Here is a 26,672-nt window from a genome sequence, read left to right as displayed (position 1 = left end):
CAAATATAAGTATTATTTATAATTATTCTAAATAAAAAACAACTATTATCCGTTTTCGTGTTCCTCTAAATCTTTTCTTAAATCTAGTTTTCTAAAGGTCGGTGATATTATTCCAGTAGTCAAAACGACTATAAGAGTCATGGTTCCGCCAAAAACAACCGCAGTTACAGTTCCCATTAATCGCGCTGTTAATCCACTTTCGAATGCACCTAATTCGTTTGAAGAGCCTACGAACATAGAGTTTACTGCTGAAACTCGGCCACGCATGTGATCTGGAGTTTTTAGTTGCAAAATGGTTTGACGTATCACTACTGAGATTCCATCGAAAACACCACTAAAGAATAATGCGATTAGTGAAACCCAGAAAATAGTAGAAAGTCCAAAAACAATAATACAGATTCCAAAAGCAAATATGGCGGCTAGCAATTTTAGTCCTGCATTTTTACTCAATGGAACATAAGCTGTTATGATCATCGTTAAAAAAGCACCAACTGCAGGAGCAGCTCTTAGAAAACCGAAACCTTCAGGGCCTACTTTTAAAATATCTTGTGCAAAAATGGGTAATAAAGCAATAGCGCCCCCAAACAGAACGGCAACCATATCTAATGTAATGGCTCCTAATACTGTTTTGTTGTTGAATACAAATTTGATTCCTTCGGATAAACTCTGCATTACAGGTTCTCCAATTTTAGGATTCAGAATAGGTTTTTTCTTTATTTGAGATAAAGCCAATAATGCAAAAAGAGAACAAGCAAAAACAGTGCACATCGACCAATGTACACCAATAAGCGTGATCGAGAATCCCGCTAGCGCTGGGCCAGCAACTGAGGCAATTTGCCATACAGAACTACTCCAAGTTGCTGCATTAGGATATACTTTTTTGGGAACTATTAGGGAAAGAAAAGAAAAGATAGTTGGTCCTAGAAAGGCTCTCACTAGTCCGCCTAAAAAAACTAAGAAATAAATAGAATATAAAATAGATTGTGTAGAAATATCGCCAATCACGACTGGCCAAGTAAGCAAAAACAAACCAAAACTGATGACTGAAAAAGCGAGAATGCATTTTACAAGTAGTCCTTTTTTCTCTTTTTGATCTACAACATGTCCGGCAAATAAAGCTAAGGAAATAGCTGGAATTACTTCCATTAATCCTATAATTCCTAACGAAAGAGGGTCTTTGGTAATGCTGTACACTTGCCATTCTATGATAATGAATTGCATCGACCAAGCAAATACCATAGCGAAACGCAGGAGTAAAAAAGTGTTGAATTCTTTAAAACGTAAGGCGGCGTAAGGATCTTTTTTTTGCTTTATTTCTGTGCTCATTACTTAATACTTTTTAATCTTAATTGAACTGATGTTTTTCCGTTCCATTCGTTTTCATCAATATTATAGGCAACTTGAAAAGGTTTTTGGTTTGTTGTCAAATCAAATTTATCTCCTAAACCAAAACCAATTGCTGCGATTCCTTCGCTTCCATTTTGTTTTAAAAAAAGACGTAAATGCTCCTCGTCTTGTCCCATTGGTTTTCCGTATCCAGTGTCTTTGACATCTTTCGTTAAAAAAGTTGGAGTCATATTCTTGGGTCCAAAAGGTTCGAATTGTTTTAAAATTCGGATTAATTTTGGAGTAATATCACAGAAATCAATTTCGGCATCAATAGAAATTTCCGGAACCAGCATATCAGGATGAATGGTTTTTTCAACCTCTCTTTCAAATGCTTCTTTAAATAACAGATAGTTCTCTTCTTTTAAAGTCATTCCGGCAGCATACATGTGTCCGCCAAATTGTTCTAAATGTTCTGAGCAAGCTTCGAGTGCATTATACACATCAAATCCTTTTACAGATCGAGCAGATGCAGCATATTTATCGCCACTTTTTGTAAAAACTAAAGTAGGACGATAATGCGTTTCAATTAATCGAGAAGCGACAATTCCGATTACTCCTTTGTGCCAATCTTCCTGAAAAACTACTGATGTAAAACGCTCTTTTTCATTGTTTTCTTCAATTTGTTTTAGTGCCTCTTTAGTGATTAATTTATCTAAATTCTTGCGTTCCGAGTTGTAAGCTTCAATTTCAGAAGCGAATTGCTGTGCTTGTTCAAAATCAAATTCCGTTAATAATTCTACGGCATGATTTCCGTGTTTGATGCGGCCGGCAGCATTTATTCGCGGTGCAATAATAAAAACCACATCGGTTATATCTAAAACTTTCTTTTTTATTTGATGCACCAAAGCCTTAATTCCAGGTCTCGGATTGCTATTGATTACTTGTAATCCAAAATGGGCTAAAACTCGATTTTCACCAGTCATAGGAACAATGTCGGCGGCAATGGCAGCGGCAACTAAATCTAAGTAAGGAATTAAATCTTCTATGGTTTGACTTCTGTTGTTTCCTAAAGCCTGAATCAGTTTAAATCCAATTCCGCAACCGCATAATTCGTCATACGGATAGTTGCAATCCTCTCTTTTTGGATCGAGAACTGCAACCGCATCGGGCAATGTTTCTCCTGGACGGTGGTGATCACAAATGATGAAATCGATGTTTCGTTCTTTTGCGTAAGCAACATGATCAATCGATTTTATACCACAGTCTAGAGCGATGATTAGTGAAAATCCATTGTCATCGGCATAGTCAATTCCCATAAAGGAAACGCCATAGCCTTCCTGATAACGGTCTGGAATATAAGTAGCTACTTCAGGATAATAGCTTTTTATATAAGAAGAAACAAGCGAAACTGCCGTTGTACCATCTACATCATAATCGCCAAAAACAAGAATACGCTCTTGATTCTGAATTGCTTTTTCAATTCTCTCGACTGCTTTTTCCATATCTTTCATTAAATAGGGATCGTGCAAATGCTCTAGAGAGGGACGAAAAAAAACCTTAGCCTCTTCAAAATTTTCAATACCTCGCTGAATTAATAATTGCGCTACAAAATTTTCCACATTTAAGGCCTGCGCCAGATGCTTGATTTTATCTTCGGAAGGTTTAGGTTGAATTGTCCAACGCATGTAATTTTTGATTGAGGATTATCGATTTCTGATTTTAGATTTTGTATTCTGAAAATCAAAAGTCTTAAATAGTTTACTTCAATTTTAAAGGACTGCCATAAAATGCAATTCCTTCCCAACCGGTTTTCATGAAATTGCGGATGTTTTGGTGATTGTTCCCATCAGGGTTTTTTAACACTTCGTCATAGTAATATGCGCCAAAACAAGATAAAGTGTCTGACTGAGATAAGTTTTGTAATTCTGCAAAAGCAAATAATTTGCAAGAACCAGTATTTTCCTCCACCGTATTGTGTAATACTGCATTTTCGAATGCTGTTGGCTCGAAAGTGTAGTTTTCTTCTATTACTGCAATCGTTTCAGTAAAAGAAATCGATTCTGGATTTTTATTTATTTTTTCTAAAAAAGTAGCTATATTCATCTTGTAGTGTATTAAAATTGAGTAGCTATATTTCTAGCAGCAACCATTGCTCCTTCCATATAGCCTGGATTTTGGGAGGCAGTTTCTGAACCAGAAACATATAACTTATCGTTCCAGAGTGGTTTGTTATACTCGGAATTTCCATTATTTTCATGTCCCAAAACGAGTTGTTCATAAGGAAAGAAAGTGAGTGGTTCTTCGCGCCATACTTTTTCGTGATAGGCAACATAATTCGCAGCTTCTTTACCAAAGACTTTTGTCAATTGAAGTATTACTTTTTCTTCTCGTTGCTCTTTAGTGAGTGTATAAGTGCCGCCATTTAGAAATCCTTTGAGCGCGAATCCTTTATTGTCATTGTTGCTATGATCATACATTTCTTGAATGATACTGGCTTGACTGAAAAGTGTGCCTGAATAATTATTTTCTTTCCAAAATGGATTGGCATATTCAACCGCAAATTTTATCGATTCGCCCATCCAAGTATGTGTTTTTTTGGCTAATCGCTGAATTTTTTCTGGCAAATGAGGTTCGAATTGTATAGTTTGAACTAACAAATGCGGAGGCAAAGTACTGATAATCTTTGTTGCTGTGTGTTTAATTCCTTTAGAATCTGTAATTTCTATATAATTTTCAATTTCTTTTACAGCTGTTACTTTAGCTTTGGTTTTAATATTTTCTAAGCCAACTTTAGTAATTAATTTTTCAATTAATTTGGCCGTTCCACCCACTATTCTAAAGGAAGCTTCTTCGGCATCCGAAATTTCAAATCTTTGTGGAGGAACAAACGACATCGTTTCAAAAAAGGATATGCCTTGAGTATGTTGCTTAAAATAAGGTATTTCGAATTCCTCTAATAATGCAATAAGATTTTGATGCGGTTTACTAAACCAAGTGGCTCCCATTTCCATTGTTGCTCCGCTAGAACCCGTAAGAGTTTCTATACGTCCACCAATGCGTTTGTCTCCTTCTAAAATAGTTATATTATAGCCTTTTTTTTGAAGCAAATAGGCAATCATTAAACCCGATAATCCAGCGCCAATTATTATAATTTTCTCTTTATTCATATTTCTTCATCTGGTGAAAATTTAGATTTTTTAGCTTCTTTAACGATGGTTTTCCCGGCAACCACTACTACAATTTCTCCTCTTGGAGGCGTTTTTTCAAAATGAGCCAAAACTTCTTTTGCTGTACCTCTTCGGTTTTCTTCGTGTAATTTTGATAGTTCTCTAGAAACACAAATTTGGCGATCCTCACCAAAGTAAGTAACAAATTCAGCTAACGTTTTTACTAATTTATGAGGGGAAACATAGAGAATCATCGTTCTAGTTTCTTCAGCTAATTCTAAGTAACGAGTTTGGCGTCCTTTCTTTTCAGGTAAAAAACCTTCGAAAATAAATTTATCATTCGGCAAGCCACTATTTACTAATGCAGGTACAAAAGCAGTGGCGCCGGGCAAACATTCTACAGTGATTCCGTTTTCTACACAGGCACGAGTCAGTAAAAAACCAGGATCTGATATCGCTGGAGTTCCAGCATCAGAAATTAATGCAATTGTTTCTCCTGCTTTTAATCTAGAAATTAAATTCTCAACTGTTTTATGTTCATTATGCATGTGATGGCTGTGCATGTGTGTGCCAATTTCAAAATGCTTCAGTAACTTTCCGCTCGTACGCGTATCTTCTGCAAGGATCAAATCGACTTCTTTAAGAATTCGAATCGCTCGAAAAGTCATGTCTTCGAGATTGCCGATAGGCGTAGGAACGATATATAATTTTGACATAGTTAGATAATTAATTACAAATTTCAGTTCTTCTAAATTTGTTAAAATTCTTTTTCATTCAATTTAATAATAAATTACAAGAATTTTTTCTCAATAATGTCCATAAAACGGTCTTCATATTCTTGTTTTCCGTCCCAATTGTTATAATCTGGTTTTACCATTTCCTGAACAAAATCTCTTGTTTCGTAAAAGGTATTAAAGGTGATTAATTGGCTTAAAACGCGATTATAATCCTCGCTGCTATTACCAAAAAGATGTTTTATAAAAGCCAATCTATCGTTTAAATCGATATTTATTCCTTTGGATAACTTATCATTAAGAGAGACTGTTTTTGGTTCTGATTGCTCAGCTACTTCAGCTTCAATAATATTGGTTTTTAAAACGGCTGTTTTTTTCTCCTCAGCGGGTATTGGAGTTTCAATCACAGCAGCGGTATTTTGTACTTGATCTTTTTTAACAAATAAGGTATCATGATAATTTCCTCCTAATAGTTCTTCAAATGATATTTGTACAACATCTGATTTCTTAGGTGTTTCTAGTTCTGTTTCGACTTCTTCTACAGGTGACATTTCGAAAGCAGGAACAAAGGGAGTATTTTCCGATTCTGTGATTATCGGTGCTGCATTTTCTTGTGTAACTTCTGTTTTAGTTTCTTCTTCAGTTTCTTCAACGGCTTCGTTAATAGTTTCTTCTTCTGTAGTTTCAAAAGTATTTTCTTCTGATTCTTCTGTGATATTTTCAGTTTCCTCTATTACTTCAATTGAAGGTAATTCTTCTGTTGGATTTTCACTAGATAAAGAAGTTTTTTCCTCTTGCTTTTCTAATACAACTTCATTATTTTCTTGAATAGCGTTTTCTTCTTCCTTTTCTATTTCAACTTCAGCGTTTTCTTCAATAGGATTTTCTTCTATTGCATGGATCGACTCTGATTCTAAACTGGGATTTTCAAAAACAGATTCGATTTCTTTTGAAATCTCTGAATATCCAATGGTGGGTTTTGCTTCGCTAAAATGATCTTCTACAAATCTTAGAACAGCCAATTTTTCGTATAATTTCTGTGTTTCTAAATATAATTGATTGATGTCAGATTTATTTTTTAACTGTAATACTCTGTGCGCAATGCTGATGAGATCAGCTTCCAATTTTTTTTTCATAACTTTGAAATTGTAGTGTGTTAGGCGGGTCTTTTCGATATATTCCTTCCGGAGTTTTATTTTAGCTAGTGGAAGAAGCGACCTTTTAATAAAAATGTCATACTTTTGAAACGACGTAAAAGTATAAAATTTTTAAGTCGATTTCTCTATTACAAAGTAATAAAAACTATTCATTTTTTAAGTCAGAAAAATACAAAATGTTTCTCGAAAATACAGTAAATCATAAAGAGCAGTTCGGCTGGATTGAAGTCATTTGCGGTTCTATGTTTTCGGGTAAAACCGAAGAATTGATTCGTCGTCTCAAAAGAGCACAATTTGCTAAACAAAAAGTTGAAATTTTTAAACCTGCTATTGATACCCGCTATGATGAAGAAATGGTGGTTTCACATGATGCCAATGAAATTCGCTCAACACCTGTTCCTGCTGCTGCAAATATTGCAATTTTGGCTCAGGGTTGCGATGTAGTTGGTATAGATGAAGCTCAATTTTTTGATGACGAAATCGTTAAAATTTGTAACGATTTGGCTAATCAAGGGATTCGTGTTATTGTAGCTGGTTTAGACATGGATTTTAAAGGCAACCCTTTTGGTCCAATGCCTGCGCTTATGGCAACTGCCGAATATGTAACTAAAGTTCACGCTGTATGTACGCGTACCGGAAATTTAGCTAATTATAGTTTTCGTAAAACGGATAATGATAAATTAGTGATGCTTGGAGAAACCGAAGAATACGAGCCTCTAAGTCGTGCGGCATATTATCATGCCATGCGAAAAGATCAGGAGAAGTAAAACTCAACCAAGAAGAGCGAAGCGGAACTAGATTGAAATATAAAAGTGGATAAAATAAAAAACCCTTTCAGAATTTTAAATTCTCAAAGGGTTTTTTATTTTATAGAAAGATTATTTTTTTGAATTGCTTTAGAGAAAAATGGCGCAATAAATATATAATAAGTATTATTTTATTTGTCAGCACTAAATCTCAAATAAGCAATCTTACATTTTCTTTCTCATTCTCGCTACAGGAATATCGAGTTGTTCTCTATATTTTGCAATGGTTCTTCTGGCAATAGGATACCCTTTTTCTTTTAGGATTTCAGCCAATTGATCATCCGGAAGTGGTTTTTTCTTATCTTCTTCCTCAATCGTATTTTGAAGAATCTTCTTGATTTCTAAGGTAGAGACATCTTCACCCTGATCATTTTTCATCGCTTCAGAGAAAAATTCTTTGATTAATTTCGTTCCATAAGGCGTTTCTACATATTTGCTGTTGGCCACACGTGAAATGGTCGAAATGTCAAGACCTACCATATCAGCGATGTCCTTTAAAATCATCGGTTTCAATTTGGTTTCATCACCATCTAAGAAAAATTCTTCTTGATAATGCATAATTGCATTCATCGTAACAAAAAGTGTTTCCTGACGTTGGCGTATCGCATCAATAAACCATTTGGCCGAGTCTAATTTTTGTTTGATAAACTGAACCGCATCTTTTTGCTGTGCTGATTTATCACGCGAATCCTTATAGGTCTGCATCATTTCCTGATAATCTTTAGAAACGTGCAGGGAAGGAGCATTTCTACCATTTAAGGTTAATTCTAATTCGCCATCAACAATTCTAATCGCGAAATCAGGGACTACATTTTCGGTAATTTTATTGTTTCCTGTAAATGCGCCACCCGGTTTTGGATTTAGTTTTTCTATTTCATGAACCGCTTTTTTAAGTTGCTCGTTCGAAACACTATATTTTTGAATTAACTTATCGTAATGTTTCTTAGTAAAGGCATCAAACTGATTCTCGATGATATCAGTAGCAAGTTCTACATACTCTGTTGGCGTTTTATGTTTTAATTGCAACAATAAACATTCTTGTAAATCACGCGCTCCAACACCCGAAGGTTCTAGTTCATGAATAACTTGCATCATTTTTTCAACCATTTTCTCATCGGTATAAATACCTTGCGTAAATGCCATGTCGTCTACCATATCAGCCACACTGCGACGAATGTATCCCATATCGTCAATACTTCCCACTAAAAATTCTGCAATTTCACGTTCTTCATCATTTAATATGAAAGTGTTCAATTGATTAATTAAATCTTGGTGAAAACTTACTGGCGCTGCAAATGGCGTTTCGCGATCTTCATCGTCGTCACTATAATTATTGGCTTGCGTTTTATAATCTGGAGTTTCGTCGTTACTTAGATATTCATCGATGTTAATGTCTTCTGCATCTATTCGCTCTGATTCGGCGTCATCATAATCATCGTAATCTTCGTTTTCAAACTCGTCATTTTCGAATTCATCTTCTTCTTTTCCAGCTTCAAGAGCCGGATTTTCGTTCATTTCTTCTAACAAACGTTGTTCAAAGGCTTGCGTAGGCAATTGAATTAGCTTCATCAACTGAATTTGTTGAGGAGATAATTTCTGTGATAATTTTAAATTTAAGAATTGCTTTAGCATTTTTAATGTTTAAAAAGTTTAAGATTTAAGGTTTAATGTTGTAGAAAATTCAAACAACTTTAAACCTTAAACTTGAAACAAATTTTTAAAATTCAGCGTTTTGTGGTGTTCTAGGAAAAGGAATTACATCTCTAATGTTAGTCATTCCCGTAACAAAAAGAACCAATCTCTCGAATCCAAGACCAAAGCCAGAGTGAACTGCAGATCCAAAACGTCTAGTGTCTAAATACCACCATAATTCTTCTTCGTCAATTCCTAAAGCTTTCATTTTTTCAACTAAAACATCAAAACGCTCTTCTCTTTGAGATCCACCTACGATTTCTCCAATTCCAGGGAAAAGGATGTCCATTGCACGAACTGTTTTTCCATCTTCATTCAAACGCATGTAAAATGCTTTGATATTCGCAGGATAATCAAACAAGATTACTGGACATTTAAAGTGTTTTTCAACTAAATAACGCTCGTGTTCTGATTGTAAGTCAGCACCCCATTCGTTGATAATATAGTTGAATTTTTTCTTTTTATTTGGCGTACATTCTCTTAAAATATCAATTGCTTCCGTGTAGGAAACACGTTTGAAATTATTTTCAAGGACAAAATTTAATTTTTCTAAAAGTGGCATTTCGCTTCTTTCAGCAGCTGGTTTCGATTTTTCTTCATCTAATAAACGACCTTCTAAGAATTTTAAATCCTCAGGACATTTATCCATCGTATATTTAATAACATACTGAATAAAATCTTCAGCCAAATCCATATTGTCATTCAAATCATTAAAAGCGACTTCTGGCTCAATCATCCAAAATTCAGCAAGGTGACGAGAAGTATTTGAATTCTCTGCTCTAAAGGTTGGTCCAAAAGTATAAATCTGACCCAAAGCCATTGCAAAAGTTTCTCCTTCTAATTGTCCAGAAACCGTCAAGTTGGTTTCTTTACCAAAAAAATCTTCTTTGTAATCTACTTTCCCATCTTCGGTTCTTGGTGTTCCGTCAAATGGTAGCGCCGTTACTTTAAACATTTCACCAGCGCCTTCAGCATCAGATCCTGTAATGATTGGTGTATTTACATATACAAAACCCTTTTGTTGAAAGTAACTATGAACCGCATACGACAATACCGAACGTACTCTCATAATTGCTCCAAACATATTTGTTCTAACTCTTAAATGCGCATTTTCACGCAAGAAATCAAGACTTGGTTTGTTTTTAGGTTGTATTGGGAATTTCTCCGCATCTGAATCTCCAAGAATTTCTAGTTTTGCTACTTGAATCTCAAATTTCTGTCCAGCACCTTTACTTTCGATCAAAGTTCCTGTAACCGATATTGCAGCTCCAGTAGTAATTCTCTTCAAAGTTTCGTCTGGCGTGTTTTCAAAATCGACTACACATTGAATATTATCAATCGTAGAACCATCATTTAAAGCAATAAATTGATTGTTTCTAAAAGTTCTCACCCATCCTTTTGCATTTACTTCATGAAGTGTCGTGGTACTGTTTAGTAAGTCTTTAACTCTTGTATGTCTCATTTTAGGTATATAATTGATATTAAAAATTGTCTCGCAACCGAAATGCAAATATAATTGATTTGTTTCTATTTTTATGATGGGAAATGAGGTAATAAGGAGCTATTTCCCGCTATTCGCTATATCTTTTACTTTTTTGAGAAAAAAGCAAAAGGATGCCGCTACTATCGGGGCTAACACGTGGCCAAAATTTAGATGTTTTGTTGGTAATTGTTTTTAGTGGTTATTTGTTTTTCTAAATACAAAACATTCAAATTTCTCAAGCAGAATGCGCTCCATAATCAGGCTTTTTTATGGTTGTAATCTTAATTTTAAAAAATAAATTAAAATAATCTAATATATTTAAACAAAAAAAAACAGTCACAAAATTAAATTTGAAACTGTTTTTTTTGGTGCTAATTAGTAGCTAAAAGGATTTGAATTTAGATTCTTTCTACTTTCAATAATTCAATTTCTTTTTCTCCTTCTTCAAAAACCCAATTAATGATGTCACCTTCTTGACAACCTACTAATGCTAGACCCATTGTAGACATAATCGATTCCGTATTGTTTCTTCTTTTTGCTTTGTCTGGAGCAACAAATGTAAAAACTTCCTCTTCGTTAGTATCTAGGTATTTGATAGTTGCACGAGTATCTATGTTAATTACATTTTCTGGTAATTCTTTTCTTGTGACTTGTTTTGCATTTTTAAGTTGCAATAATAATGTAGCTTCTTGAACTGCTGTTGCTTTTTTTCTTTTGACATGGTCTTTAATCATATCGTATACTCCGGTAGTTAAAATTAAACTTTTTGACATTTTATTAGTTTTTTGTTGCACTACTTTTTAGAAGTTTTTTTAATACCCAAATATCAAATACCCACACTATTAAAAGATGGGATTTGACCATGAAAAACTTCATCAAAGCTTTGATGCGTTATTTTATAAAGATAAATTGAATAGTAAAGGAGTCCCTGTCTTGGGTTGCGACAGGGTTTAAGATATAAACTCTTTTGAGCTTTTTAAAAAAGCATCGTCTTGTTTATACTGCAAAGACATAACAAGACCCAACTTGAGAGATTTTTTATATAAAAAATAGGAATTGTTCATTATGATACTTTTTGCTAAATGCTAAGATAGATTATATAACAGTAATTTCAAAACTAATGCCTCCAGTATTGCCGGTATTAACATTACATTAGCGTTTTTCTATAAATTCATTTGGTTAAATTTAAGAAATATGCTTGTTTATATATTTTTGTTTTAATTGATGATTCCTATAATCGGTTTTTATTAAAAGCTAAGATCGGTTGTAAATTTCGATATTTTAGGACACTTTAAATTAGATTTCTAAATCCTTAAAAAGTGTAAATGTTTTTTTAAACAATCTTTATTTTTTATAAATCATTCTTGTGGCAATCGCAATCCTATTCCAAGAATTAATTACTACTATTAACATGATAATTTGAGCAGTAATTTTTTCGCCAAAATGATTGATTACGTTGTTATAAGTAGCATCGCTTACTCCGTTTTCTGCGATATTGGTCGCTTCTTCTGTTAATTGCAATACTGCTTTTTCCTCTTCAGAAAATACAGGAGATTCTTTCCAAGCGGATAATAAATAAATTCTACGTTCGCTTTCTCCTAGTTTAATAGCATCTTCAGTATGCATGTCAAGACAATAGGCACATTTGTTAATTTGTGAGGCTCTTATTTTTATAAGTTCTTTAAGTTGTACAGAGAGGTCAGTGCTTTGTGCGTAATTTTCTAAAGCCATCATTGCTTTATAAGCTTCCGGTTGAAGATCTTTGATCGAAATTCTTGTTGTCATTATAATTTATTATTTTTTAGTCACTAACTCTTTTAAATAATCACTTGTTATTTCATTTTTTGTAATTTCAGACAAGCCTTCTAAATTTTTTAATTTTAAAGCCATATCCTTCATAGCTTTTATTGCTATTTTTAAAAACGCTGGTCCTAAGCTTACTCTTATCACCCCCATCTTTTTTAGCATATGTAATTCAGGCACCTCTGGAAGTACTAAAATGTTAATTGGTATTTTAATTTCATCAACCAATTTCTTAATATCTTCTTCTTTTCGGATCGCAATTGGAAACAAACAATTTGCACCCGCATTTTGATAAGCTAAACCTCTTTTTAATGTTTCCTCTAATTTAGATTCGGTTGTGTTAAATTCTTCTCCGTGAATGTAAACATCCGTTCGAGCATTGATAAATAATGAAATTCCCATACTGTCAGCAACATTTCTTATAATTCGAATTCTATTGCATTGCATGTCGATAGGTATAAGTTTATTGGTTTCTTTATTAGTGTCTTCTATATTAATTCCAACAATACCAGTAGCTAGAAGCAGTTTTATGTTTTCTTGAAGTTGATTGTCATTAGTAGCGTAGCCACTTTCAATATCAGCCGTTACAGGAATATTTACACTGTTTACAATAGTGGTTAAGAGCGTCAATAATTTACTAAAAGGTAGTTGTTCGCCATCATCATAACCGTTTGTGTAGGCAATAGAGGCACTCGCCGTTGCAATAGCAGGATAGTCTAAACTCTCTAATAAAACGGCACCCAAAGAATCCCAAACATTTGGAAATAAAAGCATTTCTCCGGAACGATGTAATTTATGAAACTGTTTGGCTTTTTTTTCTTGTTGTTCTTTATTTGTCATTTGCTATCGTTGTATGTTGCTAAGAATTTCCTTTTAGTGAGGATGAAACATATTTATTATTTTCAAAAGTAGTCATATTATTTCTAGTACAATTGAATTTTACTAGCTGTAATTCGCGAAATCAATATAGGATATATTATAAATCTAAAAATATTTTATAACAAAGTGTTCTATATTTTGGTAAGCGCCGTTCCTTTATGCGCCGCAATATGATCTGTTTTGCTACTTTTTATTTCATATTGAGGATCTTCTTCGGTTGCGTGGTGGGTATAACCTTTGTAATCGAAATTCTCAGTATGTATTTTGATGATGGTTCCTGAAACTATTCCCGCTTCGGAGTTCCAACTTACTTGGTCACCTATTTTGAATGTTGTTTTCATGATTGACTTTCTAATTATAATTTAAAACATTTGGATAAATAATCCACTAGGTTTCCTTTGAATAAAACACCTTTCCATCCACTATTCTTGCGGGTGCGGTGTATTTGTGTTCTTGAACTTTAGCGATGTTCATTATATGTAGAACATTCCAACCTTTTGCTTTAAGATAATCAGAAACCATTGAGCGATGGCAGCGCCACCAAACGGCTTCAGAACACATATAGGCAGTGGCTTGTTTTAAGGCAATTTGTTCGAGTTTTTCAACCCCTTTTTCAAAAGCTTCGGTTTCCATATAATCGGCATAGCCTCTAAAAGATTCATTTTTCCAAATTGTGTTTTTCGAGTCTTTATCTGCTTTTCTTCTTCCTCCTAAATCAACTAAATGAATGTATTGTATTCCAGCTTTTTCTAATGAAATTTTTAAATTTTCCTGATCGAATTGCGGATATTTACGTGAACCCGGAAAACGACGGATGTCAACAACAGTTTTGATATCAAATGATTGAAGCATACTCAAAAAAGTTGTCATGGGATGAGTAGAGTGACCTATCGTATAAATTACAGCTGTTTTTGTAGTGCTCATAATTGATTATTGAGTGTGAGTATGTATTTGTCAATATAAAGTTGCTTCTCTTTTGATTTATATTGTTGGATGTATCGCGGATGTTCTAATACTTTTAATTGCTCAAATAAATGGGCTTCTTTATTTAATTTTTGAATGAATAATGCATTTTTCTTTCCTAATACATATACTTCAGAAGTATCTAATCCGATGCTAATATTATTTTTTAAGGTCAAAATCATAAATTCCTTTACCATTTCAAAAAGAGAAGCATCATCGTAATAATTTGCATTGAGCCAGTTACCTTCTTTCGTTTTCCTTACGATAGCTAACGGAAAAGGGGAGTTGATGTAAAATTGTTTATAGAAAGTTGCTGCTCCACCATATTCTGCAATCATGTCATACATAAATACAGAGGATATTTCATGTGTATGTGCAGATTCCATTTTGATGCCACAAACACTTTCCAATCGCTTTGTATCTGTAAAAGGAACTCCTGTTACACCAGCTCCATGACGACTTGGATTAATACCGACAATAAATTTTCGTTGTTCTGTATCAGAGTAAAATTTGTGGTAAAATTGCTGCATCACTTGCATCGTTTCAGGATTGTCCATATATGGATTAATGACTTTAAAGCCATCAGGAAGCGATCCCGAAAAGTTTAATTGTCTATTAAAATTGATTACTTTGTCTCCAAAACTTTCTGTCATGCTAGTTATATTTATTTTTTTAGAATTTGTCAAAATAAGTGATTTATAAAGAGGCATTTAATTCTCGAGTGTCATCTAAAAAAAAGTCATGTTTTGTAAATTTAAGGAAAAAGAAAATTCTAAAATAAAAAAGAGGACTCGAATTCTGATTAGTTTCAGAATTCGAGTCCTCCTCAATTTTTTTAAATCTAGTTTTACATTAATAAAACTAACTATGCATTTTAGTTTCCTCTGTAAGTAGAATATCCAAATGGAGAAAGTGTAATTGGTACATGGTAATGTTCATTATCTTTCAATTCAAAAACGATTTCGATAAAAGGATAAAATGATTTTTGTCCCGCCTTTTTGAAATAAGGTTCAGTGTGGAATGTAAGTTTGTAAATTCCAGTATGATCTTTTCCGTCTGCTTTAACAAAATCTGCTATACGTCCGTTTTTGTCTGTGTATTTTTCATCAATTTTCACCCATTTCTCGTCTTTATCTTGTTTGGATAAAGTTATTTTAACATCAGCTGCCGGTTTTCCTTGCGTGATATCTAAAATATGACTTGATAATTGGTATTTTACTTCTTGCGCAAATGACATACTTGCTGTAGCAAGAAATAATACTAGTAATAGACTTTTTATTTTCATTGTAATTTAATTAAGAGATTATTGACTGATTTTAAAACCTAAATTTTCAACTGCTTTTATAGCAATATTGTTATCGTTTTCAGAGCCTCCACCACCGGATACTCCAATGCTTCCTACTAAATTTCCATCTTTCCAAATGGGTGCGCCTCCACCTAATAAAAGTAATTCGGGTAAGGTATTTAGATTTTTAGCATCCTTACTTTCTTCTGCATTTTTCATTAATAGCAAACTAGGTGTTTTCGTAGAAAATGAGGTGTATGCTTTTCTTCTTGATGCTTCTGTATTATGAGGTCCTACATTATCGCCTTTAAGTAAAAGTATAGTAACACCAGAGGAATTTAATACAGCAACAGAAACTTTTTTGTTAAGTTTCTGAGCTTCTAAATTGGCTTGCTTTGCTAATTCTAAGGCTCCTTCTTGATTTAAATCACTCGATTTTACTATATATTGTGCAGAAGCAGAATAGACGAAAACGAAGAATAAAGCACTAGTTAAAATTTTTTTTCTAAGGTTCATGACGCAATTTTTTAATTTATATGTGCTACTTTAAGTAGTTATATAGGAATAGATTTTTATAGTATTGTTCTAATACTTTGCAAAGGTATTAGGTTTAGGGAGATTTATTAATAGCCATTATAAATAAGTTAACAGCTGTTAACGGATTTTTAATATCAAAATGCAATCAATAATTGTCAATTCAGTATTAAAAAGCTTACGCAAACAGCTGTTAAGAGATTTAGATTTGAACTTAATCTAACAAAATGGACTAACCCTTAAAAGGTTACTATTTTACTTTAAAAAAAGTTGAGGCACAATAATTTTTTTATTAATGAATAGCGATCATTAATCTTTTCATAATTTCATTGTAAAATTGTAAGGTAATTTTTTAATAATAAATCGGAATTAATGCAAAACTTCGTTGTCTGTTTCCTTTGGATTATTTAAAATAACAATTTTAGGTTCAATAAATTCTTGCTTGTTTGTCAATGATTTGTTTAATGTTAAAACTAGACAAGGCAATAACATTAAGTTTGATAACATTCCGAAGGCTAAGGTAATAGCGATTAATCCGCCCAAAGCGACAGTGCCGCCAAAATCAGATAACATGAATACAGAGAAACCAACAAATAATACTACCGAAGTATAAAACATACTTATTCCCGATTCCTTTATTGTAGCAAAAACTGATTTTTTTATCTTCCAATTATTGCGCTTTAGTTCTTGACGGTATTGTGCCAAAAAGTGAATCGTATCGTCAACTGAAAGTCCAAAAGCAATGCTAAAAACTAAAATGGTTGAAGGTTTTAATGGAATGCCAAAATAACCCATCAATCCAGCAGTAATTACAAGCGGAAGTAAATTTGGAATCAATGAAACAATCACCATCTTAAAAGAACGGAACATGAAAACCATTAATAGTGAAATTAAAAATACTGCAAATAATAATGAAGTGACAAGATTGTCTAATAAATATTGTGTTCCTTTTTCAAAAACCAATGCTTTACCAGTCATAACGACGTGATAGCGATCTTTAGGAAAAATTTTATTGGCTTTTGCCCAAAGTTTATCTTCGATTTTAGCCATATTTCCGGTGCCAATGTCTCTCATAAAAGTGGTGATTCTTGCCACTTGTCCTGTGCTATCTACATAGCTTTTCATTAAATTGTTTTTCGAGTTTTTTGTGGCGTTTTTAGCATAACCTAAAATAAAACTTTGCTCTTGTGAGGTTGGTAAATCATAATAATCAGGATTACCATTATAATACGCTTGCTTTGAATATTTAACTAGGTTTAATATCGAAATAGGTTTAGAAAGTTCTGGAATTTCTTCTATAGTTTCCTGTAATTCGTCCATTTTTTTTAGTGTAGACAAACTCATAACCCCTTTTTTTCTTTTGGTGTCAACCGTAATTTCAAGAGGCATAATTCCTTCAAATTCTTTTTCGAAAAATAAAATGTCTTTATAAAAGCTAGTATTTTTCGGCATATCTTCGATAAGACTTCCTGAAGTTTTGATTTTTAAAGCGCCCGTAATGCTTACTAAAAATACAACTAAGGCAACGATATAGACATATTTTCTATTGTATTTTACTGTTTTTGCAATCCAGTTTATGAATTTACGGGTGTAATTACGATTTAAATGTTCTAAATGTTTTTGTTTAGGAACGGGTTGGTAACTGTAATAAATAGGAATTACAATCAAACATAAAAAGAAAAGAGAAATAATGCTTAAAGAGGAAATAATACCAAATTCCTTAAGAAGATGACTACTAGTAATTATAAAAGTGGCAAATCCCGCCGCCGTGGTTAGATTAGTCATCAGCGTTGCTGTTCCTACTTTTGTAATAACGCGCTGCAAAGCTCTTGCTTTGTTGTGGTGTGCGCTATATTCTTGCTGGTATTTATTGGTTAGGAAAATACAATTCGGAATTCCAATAACGATAACTAATGTTGGAACAAGTGCAGTAAGAACCGTGATTTGGTAATTGAATAATCCTAATAATCCAAAAGTCCACATGACACCAATAATTACAATTATGATGGCAATCAATGTAGCGCGAAACGAACGAAAAAAGAAGAAAAATATTAAGGAAGTTAATAGTAACGAAGCACCAATAAACAGACTGATTTCATTTACAATACTCAACGCATTTAACGTACGGATATAAGGCATTCCGGAAACACGTAAGTCAATTCCGGTTTCTTTCTCGAAAGCATCTATTTTTGGAATAAATTCTTTTACAATGTAATCCTTACGATGTGCAGTATTTACAATTTTTTTGTCTAGATAAATAGCCGAGCGAATGCTTCCGCTTTTTTTATTAAAAAGTAAACCTTCGTAAAAAGGCATGTTCTGAAACAAATCCTTCTTGATTGAATTCAAATATGCTGCACTATTTGTTTTCTTAGAATCAACAAAAGGGACTAATTCAAAAGTTTGTAATGATTCATTTTTCTTTAGTTGCTTTAAATCATTTATCGAGACCACTAAATCGACTTCCTTTTGCGCTTTGATTTCGGTCATTAATTTGTTCCAAGCAGCGAAAGCTTTTGGTGTAAAAAAAGCATCATCTTTTACACCAACCACGATTAAGTTTCCTTCTTCGCCAAATTTATCTAAAAAAGCATTGTATTCTTTATTAACGATGTGATCGTCAGGAAGTAAATTAGCCTCTGTAAATGAAAACTGTATATTTTTCCATTGTAATGCTAAAAGAGCCGTTATCGCAATAATAATCGATAACATTAAAATTCTATTTTTGAGGACAATTCGAGCTACTAGTTCCCAAAATCCTATGCTAAACCACTTCGCCATATTTAATATTTAAAGGATGTAAAGGTAATTAAATGGATTCTAAGTCATTAATTTTAGCTTCTTTTTTTTGATGGTTTTAACTTTGGTTTCAGCTTATATATTTTATTTACTACAATATAAATATTAGAATAATAATGATACATTTGGCTACTCTTAGCCCGTTTTTGAATTCGAGTTTAATGCCGTAAAATTAGATATGAAAAAATATAAAAATACTATTTTTTATTTCGCTGTAACTGGCGGATTCTCTGCCTTAATATATTGGATTATTAGTAAAGGGAAATTCTTAGAAGCGAGTAAAACTATTGTTACGCCCGCAAGCGGAAATGGTTCTTGGAAAGATTTTTTAGCTTCTATGCAATACAATTTTCAAGATCCATTAGCGATTCTTTTAGCACAAATTATAACCATAATTTTGGTTGCTCGTTTTTTTGGCTGGGTTTTTAAAAAAATTGGTCAGCCGTCAGTTATCGGAGAGATTATTGCCGGAATTGTTCTGGGTCCTTCTTTATTAGGGATGTATTTTCCGGAATTTTCAGCGGCGCTATTTCCCGTAGAGTCTTTAGGGAACTTAAAGTTTTTAAGTCAGATAGGTCTAATCCTTTTCATGTTTGTCATCGGAATGGAATTAGACATGAAAGTCCTAAAAAATAAGGCTAATGAAGCCATTGTAATCAGTCATGCCAGTATTGTAATTCCTTTTGCGCTAGGTATTGGTCTTTCCTATTTTGTATACGATCAGTTTGCTCCAGAAGGTGTTAAGTTTCTTTCTTTTAGTCTCTTCATGGGGATTGCATTGAGTATTACCGCTTTTCCTGTTTTGGCACGAATTGTTCAGGAAAGAGGAATTCATAAAACAAAATTAGGTGCAATCGTAATTACTTGCGCTGCCGCCGATGATATTACGGCTTGGTGTATTCTGGCAGTTGTAATCGCTATTGTAAAAGCAGGAACTTTTGTTAGTTCGCTATATATTATTATGCTTGCGGTACTTTATGTTCTTGCTATGATTTTTATAGTAAAACCATTTTTAAAACGAATTGGGGATTTATACGGTTCTAAGGATAGTATTGTAAAACCAGTAGTTGCCATCTTTTTCCTCGTGTTGATTATGTCTTCTTATGCTACTGAAGTTATCGGAATTCATGCTTTATTTGGTGCTTTTATGGCTGGAGCAATTATGCCAGATGTTCCAAAATTCAGAACTATTTTTATAGAAAAAGTCGAAGATGTAGCTTTAATTCTTTTGCTTCCTTTGTTCTTTGTTTTTACAGGTTTAAAAACTGAAATAGGATTATTAAACGATCCTTATCTCTGGAAAGTAACAGGATTCATCATTCTAGTTGCTGTTGTTGGAAAGTTCTTAGGAAGTGCATTAGCAGCCAAGTTTGTAGGTCAAAGTTGGCGCGACAGTCTTACTATTGGCGCTTTGATGAACACCAGAGGTTTGATGGAATTAATCGTTCTCAATATAGGTTTAGAACTTAAAGTGCTGACGCCAGAAGTTTTTACCATGATGGTTATTATGGCTTTGGTTACAACATTTATGACTGGACCCGCATTAGACTTGATCAATTATATTTTTAAGACAAAAGACAGCGATGCAATTGTTGAGCCAATTAACTTTAACAAATACCGTGTTTTAATATCCTTTGGAAATAATGAAAAAGGAAAATCATTGCTGCGTTTGGCAAACAGTTTGACCAAGAAGCAAAAAGCACAATCTTGTATAACCGCTATGCATTTGTCTTTGAGTGATGAGGTACACTCTTTTAATTTAGAGGATAAAGAAAAAAACACTTTTGATCCAATTGTTGAGGAGTCTCAATTGTTACAACAGGATATCAAAACTATCTTTAAAGCAACTGTGGATATTGAAACTGAAATCGCAGATATAGCCAATCAAGGAGATTATGATTTGCTATTAATAGGTTTGGGTAAATCTATTTTTGAAGGCACTATTTTAGGAAAAGTAATTGGCTTTACCACTCGGATTATTAATCCAGATCGATTGATTGATAAGTTTACAGGAAAAGAAGGTTTGTTTGAAAATTCTCCTTTTGATGAAAGAACCCGACAGATTATTTCTAAAACTAAAATGCCAATTGGTATTTTGATCGACAAAGATTTACAAGAAGTCAATCGTGTATTTGTTCCTATTTTTAGTACTGAAGATTCCTTTTTGATAGAATATGCTCAGAAATTAATTTATAACAACAATTCAAAATTGGTGATACTTGATGTAAATGGGTATTTTAATTCTAATTTTGTCATCAAGAGCGCTGTAGATTCTTTGCAAGAAAAATATCCAAATAACATTGATCTAATTGACAATCGAACTATCGAAAGTGAGTTTTTAGGACAGCAAGATTTGATGCTGATTAGTTTAGGAAGTTGGAAGGAATTAGTAGATTCAAGAAGTATTTGGTTGAGTGGCGTTCCTTCGGTATTAATTTTAAAACAGTAATATGAATTGGATTTTATTGATTATTGGTGGTCTTTTCGAAGTCGGTTTTGCAACTTGTTTAGGCAAAGCCAAAGAAAGTTCGGGAATGACTGCTACATTGTGGTTAGCAGGATTTTTAGCTTGTTTGGCCGTTAGTATGCTATTGCTTTATAAAGCAACACAAACATTGCCTATAGGAACTGCTTATGCGGTTTGGACCGGAATTGGTGCCGTAGGAACTGTTTTGGTTGGTGTTTTTATTTTTAAAGAACCCGCTGATTTTTGGAGAATATTCTTTATAACAACACTAATAAGTTCTATAATTGGACTTAAATTTGTTTCTAGTACCTAGTCCGATTTTTTTTGTAAAAATAAAAAAACCGTGTTTCAAAAAAATATTTTTTTGAAACACGGTTTTTTATATAAATGCTATAAGGATTAAACCTTCATGATTTCAGCTTCTTTGTAAACTAATAACTCATCAATTTTTTTGATAAAACTATTCGTTAAGTTTTGAACTTCTTCTTCAGCACTTTTACAAATGTCTTCAGAGGTTCCGTCTTTTTCTAGTTTTTTAATATCAGTGTTAGCATCTTTACGAGCATTTCTAATACCTACTTTAGCATCTTCAGATTCTACTTTAGCTTGTTTAGCCAATTCTCGTCTTCTTTCTTCGGTTAATGCCGGTACACTTATGATAATTACATCACCATTATTCATTGGGTTAAATCCAATGTTGGCTATCATAATTGCTTTTTCAATAGGTTGCAACATATTTTTTTCAAATGGCTGCAAAGTAATTGTTCTTGCATCAGGAACACTGATTTTAGAAACTTGAGAAAGCGGTGTCGCTGATCCGTAATAATCTACAAAGACACTTCCTAACATCGCTGGTGAGGCTTTTCCAGCGCGGATGTTCAAAAATTCTTTTTCTAAATGCGCAATAGAACCGATCATAGATTCTTTGGTACTATCTAATATAAATTCAATTTCTTCAGTCATTTCTTTAAAATTTTAGCTCTTTGTATTCTATATCTACTTTTGTTGTGCTTATATATTTACAACTGTTCCTATATTTTCTCCTTCGCAAATCTTTAATAGATTTCCTGCTGTATTCATATCAAAAACAACGATTGGTAATTTGTTTTCTTGACTTAAAGTAAATGCAGTAGTATCCATTACATTCAATCCTTTTTTAAGGACATCGTCAAACGAAATAAAATCAAACTTCACGGCAGCAGCATTTTTCTCTGGATCACAGTCATAAACACCATCTACACGTGTTCCCTTTAGGATTACGTTGGCATTAATTTCTATTCCACGTAAAACAGCGGCAGTATCTGTTGTAAAATAAGGGTTTCCTGTTCCAGCTCCAAAAATTACAATTCTTCCTTTCTCAAGGTGACGATCTGCTCTTCTTTTAATGTAAGGTTCCGCAATCGACTCCATTTTTAAGGCTGTTTGCAATCTAGTTTTCATTCCTTTTTCTTCCAAGGCACCTTGCAAAGCCATTCCGTTTATTACGGTAGCAAGCATTCCCATATAATCTCCTTGCACTCTATCCATTCCTGCACTTGCACCAGCAACTCCTCTAAAAATATTTCCACCACCTATTACAATAGCGATTTCAATTCCTTTTTCATGGATCTGCTTGATTTCGTCGGCATATTCACCTAATCTTTTCGGATCAATTCCGTATTGCAAATCACCCATTAAAGCTTCACCACTTAATTTTAGAAGAATTCTTTTGTATTTCATTTTGCGTTGTGTTGATTCGTGCAAATATAGACATATTCTGATTTTTAAAAAAAGGGATGTCTATATTTTATAAATTAAGTTTCTCGTAGGATTCTTTGGCTGCTTCATAGCCAATTTTAAAAACAGTATCCATCTTTATTTTATTAGTTTCAAAAGTGCTGTACAAAGTCAAATCGGTAGGTTCAATTACCCAATCGCAAAAGTTAAATTTGTGCATATTTGAATTTGCCGAAAGAATGTCAAAAGCTCTTGTAGTAACGGCCTTGATTGAATTTAGGTCTTTTGCTTCAATTTTCTGAATTGGACTTACGTAAATTCCGATTAACGTTTCGCAATGTCCTTGTAAAATATCAGTTGGAAAATGATTTAAAATGCCTCCGTCGCTGTACAGACGACCGTTAATTTCATAAGGAGACATAATTCCTGGAAAGGCTGAAGAGGCCAATATAGCATCAATTATTTTTGTATCGGGCCCAAAAACCTTTAGTTTTCCCCGCACCATATCGGTAGCGGTAATTTGTATTGGAATTTTTAAATCACCTATTAATGCATCTTTAAATATCGTATGAAAATACTGTTTGAAGGAACCAGAATCTATTAATCCAGCTTTTTTGAACGTCAGGTGTTTCCAATGAAAAAGATAAATCGATTTAAAAAAAGTTAGTATTTCTTCAGGTGTTTTTCCCCAAGCGTACAAAGCTCCTACAATAGAACCAGCACTTGTTCCTGCAATGCGATCCGGTATTATGTTTTGTTCTTCTAAAAACTTTATTGCTCCAGCATGTGCCAAACCTTTAGAACCTCCTCCTGAAAGAATGAGTCCAATTGATTTTGTTTTTAAATCCATTTTCGTTATTTGGTATAAAATTACTCTTTTTGTACTTTAGAAAGTGACAAATGTCACATTTTAACCTCTTTTTTATGGTAACTTTGTAACTATAAACTAACAATTATGAAAACTTCGATAGCCAAAGGATTGTTTAATAGTCATCCTTATTTAGAATATAGAAAATTAGTTTCTGATTTATTATTGCAAGGTAAAGCTACAGGAAACGAACAATCTGAAGATTTAACGCATTACAGTACTCTAAATGAGACTAGAATGAATCGTTTGGATAAAACCGTGCAAATAACAGAACAAATTAGTCAAAAGTTAAAATCATTAAAAGGAGATTATATTTGGTTGGTTATTTCAGAAGGTTGGTGTGGTGATGCAGCCCAATTGTTACCAGTTGTTAATAAAATGGCTCTAGAATCAGGTAAAATTGAACTAAAAATTGTTTTGCGTGATGAAAATGATGATTTAATGAAGTTGTTTTTAACAAATAATTCAAAATCAATCCCAATAGTTATCGTTGTTGATAAAGTAACAGGAGAATTATTAGGACATTGGGGACCAAGACCAAAAGGTGCGATCGAATTAATTCAAAATTATAAAAAGGAATTTGGAGTTGTTGATGAAACAGCTAAAACTAATTTGCAACTTTGGTACTTGCACGACAAAGGAGTAAGTACTCAAGAAGAAATTATCAATTTAATGCAAGAGTTTGATTCTTAAATTTTAAAAAATCAGTAGTTATATTTTATTAATTTACAGAAGCTTTCTTAAGTTCTAAAAATTATTTTTTTTATTCTAAAAATAATTGTAAATTGCTGATTGTTAACCAAATCTATTATTTTGATTTGCTTTTTTTATAGGTGTTAATCAGATTGTCTAACAATTAAAAAAACATTATTATGAAAAAATTACTTGAAAAAGTGTATGATTATGTATCGCATTTTCTTTTTGGAGGAAAGCGCCTTGCTAATTATTAACGAGTGGCTGAAGCCAGTTAGAAATAAAGCATTTTTTACAACTGCTTTGTTTTTTAGAGAAAACACATCGCAAATTCATTTAATGATTTGTCATGTGTTTTTGCTTTTTAGAGTAAATAGGTTTGGTTTAAAAATAAATATTAGATGCCCAGAATCTTAAGTTAATTCGGCTTTTCATCTAATTTAAACTTCACCACGGTAAAACTTTACTGTTATGAATCTAGAATATTTACTCGATAAGGTGAAAAAATTAGATCTCTTTTCCTAAGTTTTCTTCAAAAATAGTTACGTCTGTAGCGTTGATCACATTATAATCTCCAATTTTGGTACGGCGTAAAGCAATTAAATGTGAGCCTGAATTCATTGCCTTTCCAAAATCATACGCAAGTGATCGGATATAAGTTCCTTTGCTGCAAACTACTCTAAAGTCGATTTCTGGAAGCGCAATTCGGGTGATTTCAAATTCGTGAATCGTCGTTTTTCTGAAAGCAATTTCGACAGTTTCTCCGGCACGTGCATGTTCGTACAAACGGACACCATCTTTTTTTATAGCAGAATAAATGGGTGGTTTTTGATCGATTTCGCCTAGAAATTGTTTCACGGTTTCGTGAATCAAAGTTTCGTCAATGTGTGTAATTGAGAACGTCTGGTCAATTTCGGTTTCTAAATCATAAGATGGAGTAGTAGCACCAATATAAAAAGTTCCAGTGTACTCTTTGGCCTGACCTTGAAGTTCTGTTATTCTTTTGGTAAATTTCCCTGTACATACTAATAATAAGCCAGTTGCTAATGGATCTAAAGTTCCAGCATGACCAATCTTGAATTTTTTAGGAAGTCCAAGTTTGTTGATTAGCGCATATTTTAATTTATTTACTGCCTGAAAAGAACTCCAATTCAAAGGTTTATCAATAAGTAAAATTTGTCCGTCTAGAAAATCTTCGACTGTCTTCAAAGTGAATTATTTAAAATATGAGAAGTAAACCAATAAAAACAAACCAACAATGATTCGGTACCAACCCCATGGTTTAAAACCGTATTTCTTGATGATTTCGATAAAAAATTTAATAGCAATAACTGCTACTATAAAAGCTACCACATTACCAATAAGGAATAATTGAATGTTTTCGTTTGACTTTAAAATTAATTCGTAACCTTTCATTTGTGAGGTTTCGTATGTTTTTAAAAATAGCGAATAACAAGTAACTGCCATCATGGTAGGTACCGCCAGAAAAAAAGAAAATTCGGCAGCAACATGTCTTGTAAGTCCTTGTTGCATTCCTCCAATAATAGAAGCTGCTGATCGACTTGTGCCAGGCATCATGGCTAAACATTGCCAGAATCCAATAACTACTGCTTTTTTTACGGTAATATCCTCTTCTTTTAAAACCGTTGGATTTTGAAATTTTTTGTCAATAAAAAGTAGAATTACTCCACCTAATATTAATACAATAGCGATAGGAATGGGGTCGCCTAATACAGCTTCGATTTTGTCATCAAATAATTTCCCTAATACTAAAGCGGGAATGACAGCACATATAAGCTTGATGTAAAAATTGAATTTTGAGAAGTCAAAAAACTTTTTCCAATACAATGCGACTACAGCTAAAATGGCTCCAAATTGAATGGAAACTTGAAAAAGTTTTACAAAATCATCTTCTTGAATTCCAAAATAGGAACTAAGAAAAACCATGTGAGCTGTTGAGGAAATTGGAAGATATTCTGTTAATCCTTCTATAATAGCAATTAAAAAAGCTTGAATTGTATTCATTTATACTTTCTTTGGATTTTTAAGTATAGCGTAAATGGTGATTCCAAATCCAATTAAAACCGTAGTTGGAGCCAATCTAATTCTTCTAAAATTAAAAATAGCATCACTAAATACATTTGGATCTTTACTTCCTCCTCCAGACATGAGTATGAATCCTAAGGCAATAACTCCGATACCAATTAGTAGAATTTTATAGTTTACTTTGTCAAAAAGGAAATCTGATTTATTTTCGTTATTTTTCATTTGTGGTAAATTAGCAGGCTTTTTTTTAT

General features: G+C 33.0%; 27 protein-coding genes. 4 read left to right on the top strand and 23 right to left on the bottom strand.

Translation table 11 applies throughout. The features are described from left to right. Nucleotides 1–45 precede the first annotated feature (45 nt). The 6 genes from H2650_RS01670 to H2650_RS01645 form a co-directional block, all read right to left on the bottom strand. Nucleotides 46–1,326, bottom strand: a complete 1,281-nt coding sequence (locus H2650_RS01670; RefSeq protein WP_188049024.1) for an MFS transporter — start codon at nt 1,324–1,326, stop codon at nt 46–48. Beyond that, nucleotides 1,326–3,014 (bottom strand): single-stranded-DNA-specific exonuclease RecJ, encoded by a 1,689-nt coding sequence (gene recJ / locus H2650_RS01665; RefSeq protein ID WP_188049023.1) that lies wholly within the window; start codon nt 3,012–3,014, stop codon nt 1,326–1,328. The genes H2650_RS01670 and recJ overlap by 1 nt, the downstream gene beginning before the upstream one ends. 73 nt (nt 3,015–3,087) lie before the next feature. Next, the gene (locus H2650_RS01660) at nt 3,088–3,432 is read right to left on the bottom strand and encodes a HopJ type III effector protein (RefSeq protein WP_188049022.1); all 345 of its coding nucleotides are present in this window, start codon (nt 3,430–3,432) and stop codon (nt 3,088–3,090) included. A gap of 11 nt (nt 3,433–3,443) precedes the next feature. Continuing rightward, complete coding sequence (locus H2650_RS01655) at nt 3,444–4,496, bottom strand: FAD-dependent oxidoreductase (protein WP_188049021.1); 1,053 nt, start codon at nt 4,494–4,496, stop codon at nt 3,444–3,446. Then, the gene (gene rsmI, locus H2650_RS01650) at nt 4,493–5,212 is read right to left on the bottom strand and encodes a 16S rRNA (cytidine(1402)-2'-O)-methyltransferase (protein ID WP_188049020.1); all 720 of its coding nucleotides are present in this window, start codon (nt 5,210–5,212) and stop codon (nt 4,493–4,495) included. The genes H2650_RS01655 and rsmI overlap by 4 nt, the downstream gene beginning before the upstream one ends. Nucleotides 5,213–5,286: 74 nt before the next feature. Beyond that, nucleotides 5,287–6,366 (bottom strand): hypothetical protein, encoded by a 1,080-nt coding sequence (locus H2650_RS01645; protein WP_188049019.1) that lies wholly within the window; start codon nt 6,364–6,366, stop codon nt 5,287–5,289. 197 nt (nt 6,367–6,563) lie between these two features. Between H2650_RS01645 and H2650_RS01640 the strand changes: the two genes are divergently transcribed. Beyond that, nucleotides 6,564–7,154, top strand: a complete 591-nt coding sequence (locus tag H2650_RS01640) for a thymidine kinase (protein ID WP_188049018.1) — start codon at nt 6,564–6,566, stop codon at nt 7,152–7,154. Between the two features lie 204 nt (nt 7,155–7,358). On the opposite strand, the gene rpoN is transcribed toward H2650_RS01640, so the two are convergent. From rpoN to H2650_RS01585, 11 genes are all read right to left on the bottom strand, one after another. After that, a complete protein-coding gene (gene rpoN, locus H2650_RS01635) occupies nt 7,359–8,825 on the bottom strand; it encodes an RNA polymerase factor sigma-54 (RefSeq protein WP_188049017.1) in 1,467 nt (488 codons plus the stop codon). An 85-nt stretch (nt 8,826–8,910) separates the two neighbouring features. After that, nucleotides 8,911–10,347, bottom strand: a complete 1,437-nt coding sequence (gene asnS, locus H2650_RS01630) for an asparagine--tRNA ligase (RefSeq protein ID WP_188049016.1) — start codon at nt 10,345–10,347, stop codon at nt 8,911–8,913. Between the two features lie 419 nt (nt 10,348–10,766). Then, nucleotides 10,767–11,141, bottom strand: a complete 375-nt coding sequence (locus H2650_RS01625) for a GreA/GreB family elongation factor (protein WP_188049015.1) — start codon at nt 11,139–11,141, stop codon at nt 10,767–10,769. A gap of 571 nt (nt 11,142–11,712) precedes the next feature. Continuing rightward, complete coding sequence (locus H2650_RS01620; protein ID WP_188049014.1) at nt 11,713–12,153, bottom strand: carboxymuconolactone decarboxylase family protein; 441 nt, start codon at nt 12,151–12,153, stop codon at nt 11,713–11,715. A gap of 9 nt (nt 12,154–12,162) precedes the next feature. Beyond that, nucleotides 12,163–13,011: an isocitrate lyase/phosphoenolpyruvate mutase family protein gene (locus H2650_RS01615; RefSeq protein WP_188049013.1), complete on the bottom strand. Its 849-nt coding sequence runs from the start codon at nt 13,009–13,011 to the stop codon at nt 12,163–12,165. 170 nt (nt 13,012–13,181) lie between these two features. Further along, entirely contained in the window at nt 13,182–13,391 is a 210-nt protein-coding gene (locus tag H2650_RS01610) for a DUF2945 domain-containing protein (protein ID WP_188049012.1), read from the bottom strand. Between the two features lie 46 nt (nt 13,392–13,437). Then, nucleotides 13,438–13,974 (bottom strand): DUF488 family protein, encoded by a 537-nt coding sequence (locus tag H2650_RS01605; protein ID WP_188049011.1) that lies wholly within the window; start codon nt 13,972–13,974, stop codon nt 13,438–13,440. Then, entirely contained in the window at nt 13,971–14,666 is a 696-nt protein-coding gene (locus H2650_RS01600; RefSeq protein WP_188049010.1) for an SMUG2 DNA glycosylase family protein, read from the bottom strand. The genes H2650_RS01605 and H2650_RS01600 overlap by 4 nt, the downstream gene beginning before the upstream one ends. A gap of 221 nt (nt 14,667–14,887) precedes the next feature. Continuing rightward, entirely contained in the window at nt 14,888–15,298 is a 411-nt protein-coding gene (gene uraH, locus H2650_RS01595) for a hydroxyisourate hydrolase (RefSeq protein ID WP_188049009.1), read from the bottom strand. Nucleotides 15,299–15,316: 18 nt separating this feature from the next. After that, nucleotides 15,317–15,814 (bottom strand): heme-binding protein, encoded by a 498-nt coding sequence (locus H2650_RS01590; RefSeq protein ID WP_188049008.1) that lies wholly within the window; start codon nt 15,812–15,814, stop codon nt 15,317–15,319. A 387-nt stretch (nt 15,815–16,201) separates the two neighbouring features. Beyond that, nucleotides 16,202–18,613, bottom strand: a complete 2,412-nt coding sequence (locus tag H2650_RS01585; protein ID WP_188049007.1) for an RND family transporter — start codon at nt 18,611–18,613, stop codon at nt 16,202–16,204. 196 nt (nt 18,614–18,809) lie between these two features. Here H2650_RS01585 and H2650_RS01580 point away from each other — a divergent pair, with 196 nt between their 5' ends. Both H2650_RS01580 and H2650_RS01575 read left to right on the top strand, forming a co-directional pair. Beyond that, the gene (locus H2650_RS01580; RefSeq protein ID WP_188049006.1) at nt 18,810–21,080 is read left to right on the top strand and encodes a cation:proton antiporter; all 2,271 of its coding nucleotides are present in this window, start codon (nt 18,810–18,812) and stop codon (nt 21,078–21,080) included. Between the two features lies 1 nt (nt 21,081). Next, nucleotides 21,082–21,411, top strand: a complete 330-nt coding sequence (locus tag H2650_RS01575) for a multidrug efflux SMR transporter (RefSeq protein ID WP_188049005.1) — start codon at nt 21,082–21,084, stop codon at nt 21,409–21,411. Nucleotides 21,412–21,497: 86 nt separating this feature from the next. On the opposite strand, the gene frr is transcribed toward H2650_RS01575, so the two are convergent. From frr to H2650_RS01560, 3 genes are all read right to left on the bottom strand, one after another. Beyond that, the gene (frr, locus tag H2650_RS01570) at nt 21,498–22,061 is read right to left on the bottom strand and encodes a ribosome recycling factor (RefSeq protein ID WP_188049004.1); all 564 of its coding nucleotides are present in this window, start codon (nt 22,059–22,061) and stop codon (nt 21,498–21,500) included. Nucleotides 22,062–22,109: 48 nt separating this feature from the next. Next, the gene (gene pyrH / locus H2650_RS01565; protein WP_188049003.1) at nt 22,110–22,817 is read right to left on the bottom strand and encodes a UMP kinase; all 708 of its coding nucleotides are present in this window, start codon (nt 22,815–22,817) and stop codon (nt 22,110–22,112) included. A gap of 67 nt (nt 22,818–22,884) precedes the next feature. Continuing rightward, nucleotides 22,885–23,664: a patatin-like phospholipase family protein gene (locus H2650_RS01560; protein WP_188049002.1), complete on the bottom strand. Its 780-nt coding sequence runs from the start codon at nt 23,662–23,664 to the stop codon at nt 22,885–22,887. 105 nt (nt 23,665–23,769) lie between these two features. Between H2650_RS01560 and H2650_RS01555 the strand changes: the two genes are divergently transcribed. Beyond that, a complete protein-coding gene (locus tag H2650_RS01555; protein ID WP_188049001.1) occupies nt 23,770–24,375 on the top strand; it encodes a thioredoxin family protein in 606 nt (201 codons plus the stop codon). Nucleotides 24,376–24,882: 507 nt separating this feature from the next. Here the strand turns inward: H2650_RS01555 and truB are convergent. The 3 genes from truB to H2650_RS01540 are packed head-to-tail and all read right to left on the bottom strand — an operon-like array spanning nt 24,883 to nt 26,643. After that, entirely contained in the window at nt 24,883–25,584 is a 702-nt protein-coding gene (gene truB / locus H2650_RS01550) for a tRNA pseudouridine(55) synthase TruB (protein ID WP_188049000.1), read from the bottom strand. A 6-nt stretch (nt 25,585–25,590) separates the two neighbouring features. Then, nucleotides 25,591–26,400, bottom strand: a complete 810-nt coding sequence (locus tag H2650_RS01545) for an undecaprenyl-diphosphate phosphatase (protein WP_188048999.1) — start codon at nt 26,398–26,400, stop codon at nt 25,591–25,593. Beyond that, entirely contained in the window at nt 26,401–26,643 is a 243-nt protein-coding gene (locus tag H2650_RS01540) for a DUF3098 domain-containing protein (RefSeq protein ID WP_188048998.1), read from the bottom strand. Between the last annotated feature and the right edge of the window lie 29 nt (nt 26,644–26,672).

Source organism: Flavobacterium sp. GP15 (genome assembly GCF_014281985.1).
Taxonomy (GTDB): Bacteria; Bacteroidota; Bacteroidia; order Flavobacteriales; family Flavobacteriaceae; genus Flavobacterium; species Flavobacterium pygoscelis.
This window is presented reverse-complemented; position numbering and strand designations above follow the sequence as displayed.

Bases quoted from the DNA above. Each gene is read 5' to 3' on its own strand.
- H2650_RS01645 (WP_188049019.1), bottom strand. From the start codon at position 6,366: ATGAAAAAAAAATTGGAAGCTGATCTCATCAGCATTGCGCACAGAGTA.
- H2650_RS01605 (WP_188049011.1), bottom strand. From the start codon at position 13,974: ATGAGCACTACAAAAACAGCTGTAATTTATACGATAGGTCACTCTACT.
- H2650_RS01585 (WP_188049007.1), bottom strand. From the start codon at position 18,613: ATGGCGAAGTGGTTTAGCATAGGATTTTGGGAACTAGTAGCTCGAATT.
- H2650_RS01625 (WP_188049015.1), bottom strand. From the start codon at position 11,141: ATGTCAAAAAGTTTAATTTTAACTACCGGAGTATACGATATGATTAAA.
- H2650_RS01615 (WP_188049013.1), bottom strand. From the start codon at position 13,011: ATGACAAATAAAGAACAACAAGAAAAAAAAGCCAAACAGTTTCATAAA.
- H2650_RS01580 (WP_188049006.1), top strand. From the start codon at position 18,810: ATGAAAAAATATAAAAATACTATTTTTTATTTCGCTGTAACTGGCGGA.
- H2650_RS01555 (WP_188049001.1), top strand. From the start codon at position 23,770: ATGAAAACTTCGATAGCCAAAGGATTGTTTAATAGTCATCCTTATTTA.
- H2650_RS01670 (WP_188049024.1), bottom strand. From the start codon at position 1,326: ATGAGCACAGAAATAAAGCAAAAAAAAGATCCTTACGCCGCCTTACGT.
- H2650_RS01590 (WP_188049008.1), bottom strand. From the start codon at position 15,814: ATGAACCTTAGAAAAAAAATTTTAACTAGTGCTTTATTCTTCGTTTTC.
- H2650_RS01610 (WP_188049012.1), bottom strand. From the start codon at position 13,391: ATGAAAACAACATTCAAAATAGGTGACCAAGTAAGTTGGAACTCCGAA.
- H2650_RS01655 (WP_188049021.1), bottom strand. From the start codon at position 4,496: ATGAATAAAGAGAAAATTATAATAATTGGCGCTGGATTATCGGGTTTA.
- H2650_RS01540 (WP_188048998.1), bottom strand. From the start codon at position 26,643: ATGAAAAATAACGAAAATAAATCAGATTTCCTTTTTGACAAAGTAAAC.
- H2650_RS01660 (WP_188049022.1), bottom strand. From the start codon at position 3,432: ATGAATATAGCTACTTTTTTAGAAAAAATAAATAAAAATCCAGAATCG.
- rpoN (WP_188049017.1), bottom strand. From the start codon at position 8,825: ATGCTAAAGCAATTCTTAAATTTAAAATTATCACAGAAATTATCTCCT.
- H2650_RS01560 (WP_188049002.1), bottom strand. From the start codon at position 23,664: ATGGATTTAAAAACAAAATCAATTGGACTCATTCTTTCAGGAGGAGGT.
- H2650_RS01600 (WP_188049010.1), bottom strand. From the start codon at position 14,666: ATGACAGAAAGTTTTGGAGACAAAGTAATCAATTTTAATAGACAATTA.
- frr (WP_188049004.1), bottom strand. From the start codon at position 22,061: ATGACTGAAGAAATTGAATTTATATTAGATAGTACCAAAGAATCTATG.
- asnS (WP_188049016.1), bottom strand. From the start codon at position 10,347: ATGAGACATACAAGAGTTAAAGACTTACTAAACAGTACCACGACACTT.
- H2650_RS01545 (WP_188048999.1), bottom strand. From the start codon at position 26,400: ATGAATACAATTCAAGCTTTTTTAATTGCTATTATAGAAGGATTAACA.
- pyrH (WP_188049003.1), bottom strand. From the start codon at position 22,817: ATGAAATACAAAAGAATTCTTCTAAAATTAAGTGGTGAAGCTTTAATG.
- H2650_RS01575 (WP_188049005.1), top strand. From the start codon at position 21,082: ATGAATTGGATTTTATTGATTATTGGTGGTCTTTTCGAAGTCGGTTTT.
- H2650_RS01620 (WP_188049014.1), bottom strand. From the start codon at position 12,153: ATGACAACAAGAATTTCGATCAAAGATCTTCAACCGGAAGCTTATAAA.
- uraH (WP_188049009.1), bottom strand. From the start codon at position 15,298: ATGAAAATAAAAAGTCTATTACTAGTATTATTTCTTGCTACAGCAAGT.
- recJ (WP_188049023.1), bottom strand. From the start codon at position 3,014: ATGCGTTGGACAATTCAACCTAAACCTTCCGAAGATAAAATCAAGCAT.
- rsmI (WP_188049020.1), bottom strand. From the start codon at position 5,212: ATGTCAAAATTATATATCGTTCCTACGCCTATCGGCAATCTCGAAGAC.
- H2650_RS01640 (WP_188049018.1), top strand. From the start codon at position 6,564: ATGTTTCTCGAAAATACAGTAAATCATAAAGAGCAGTTCGGCTGGATT.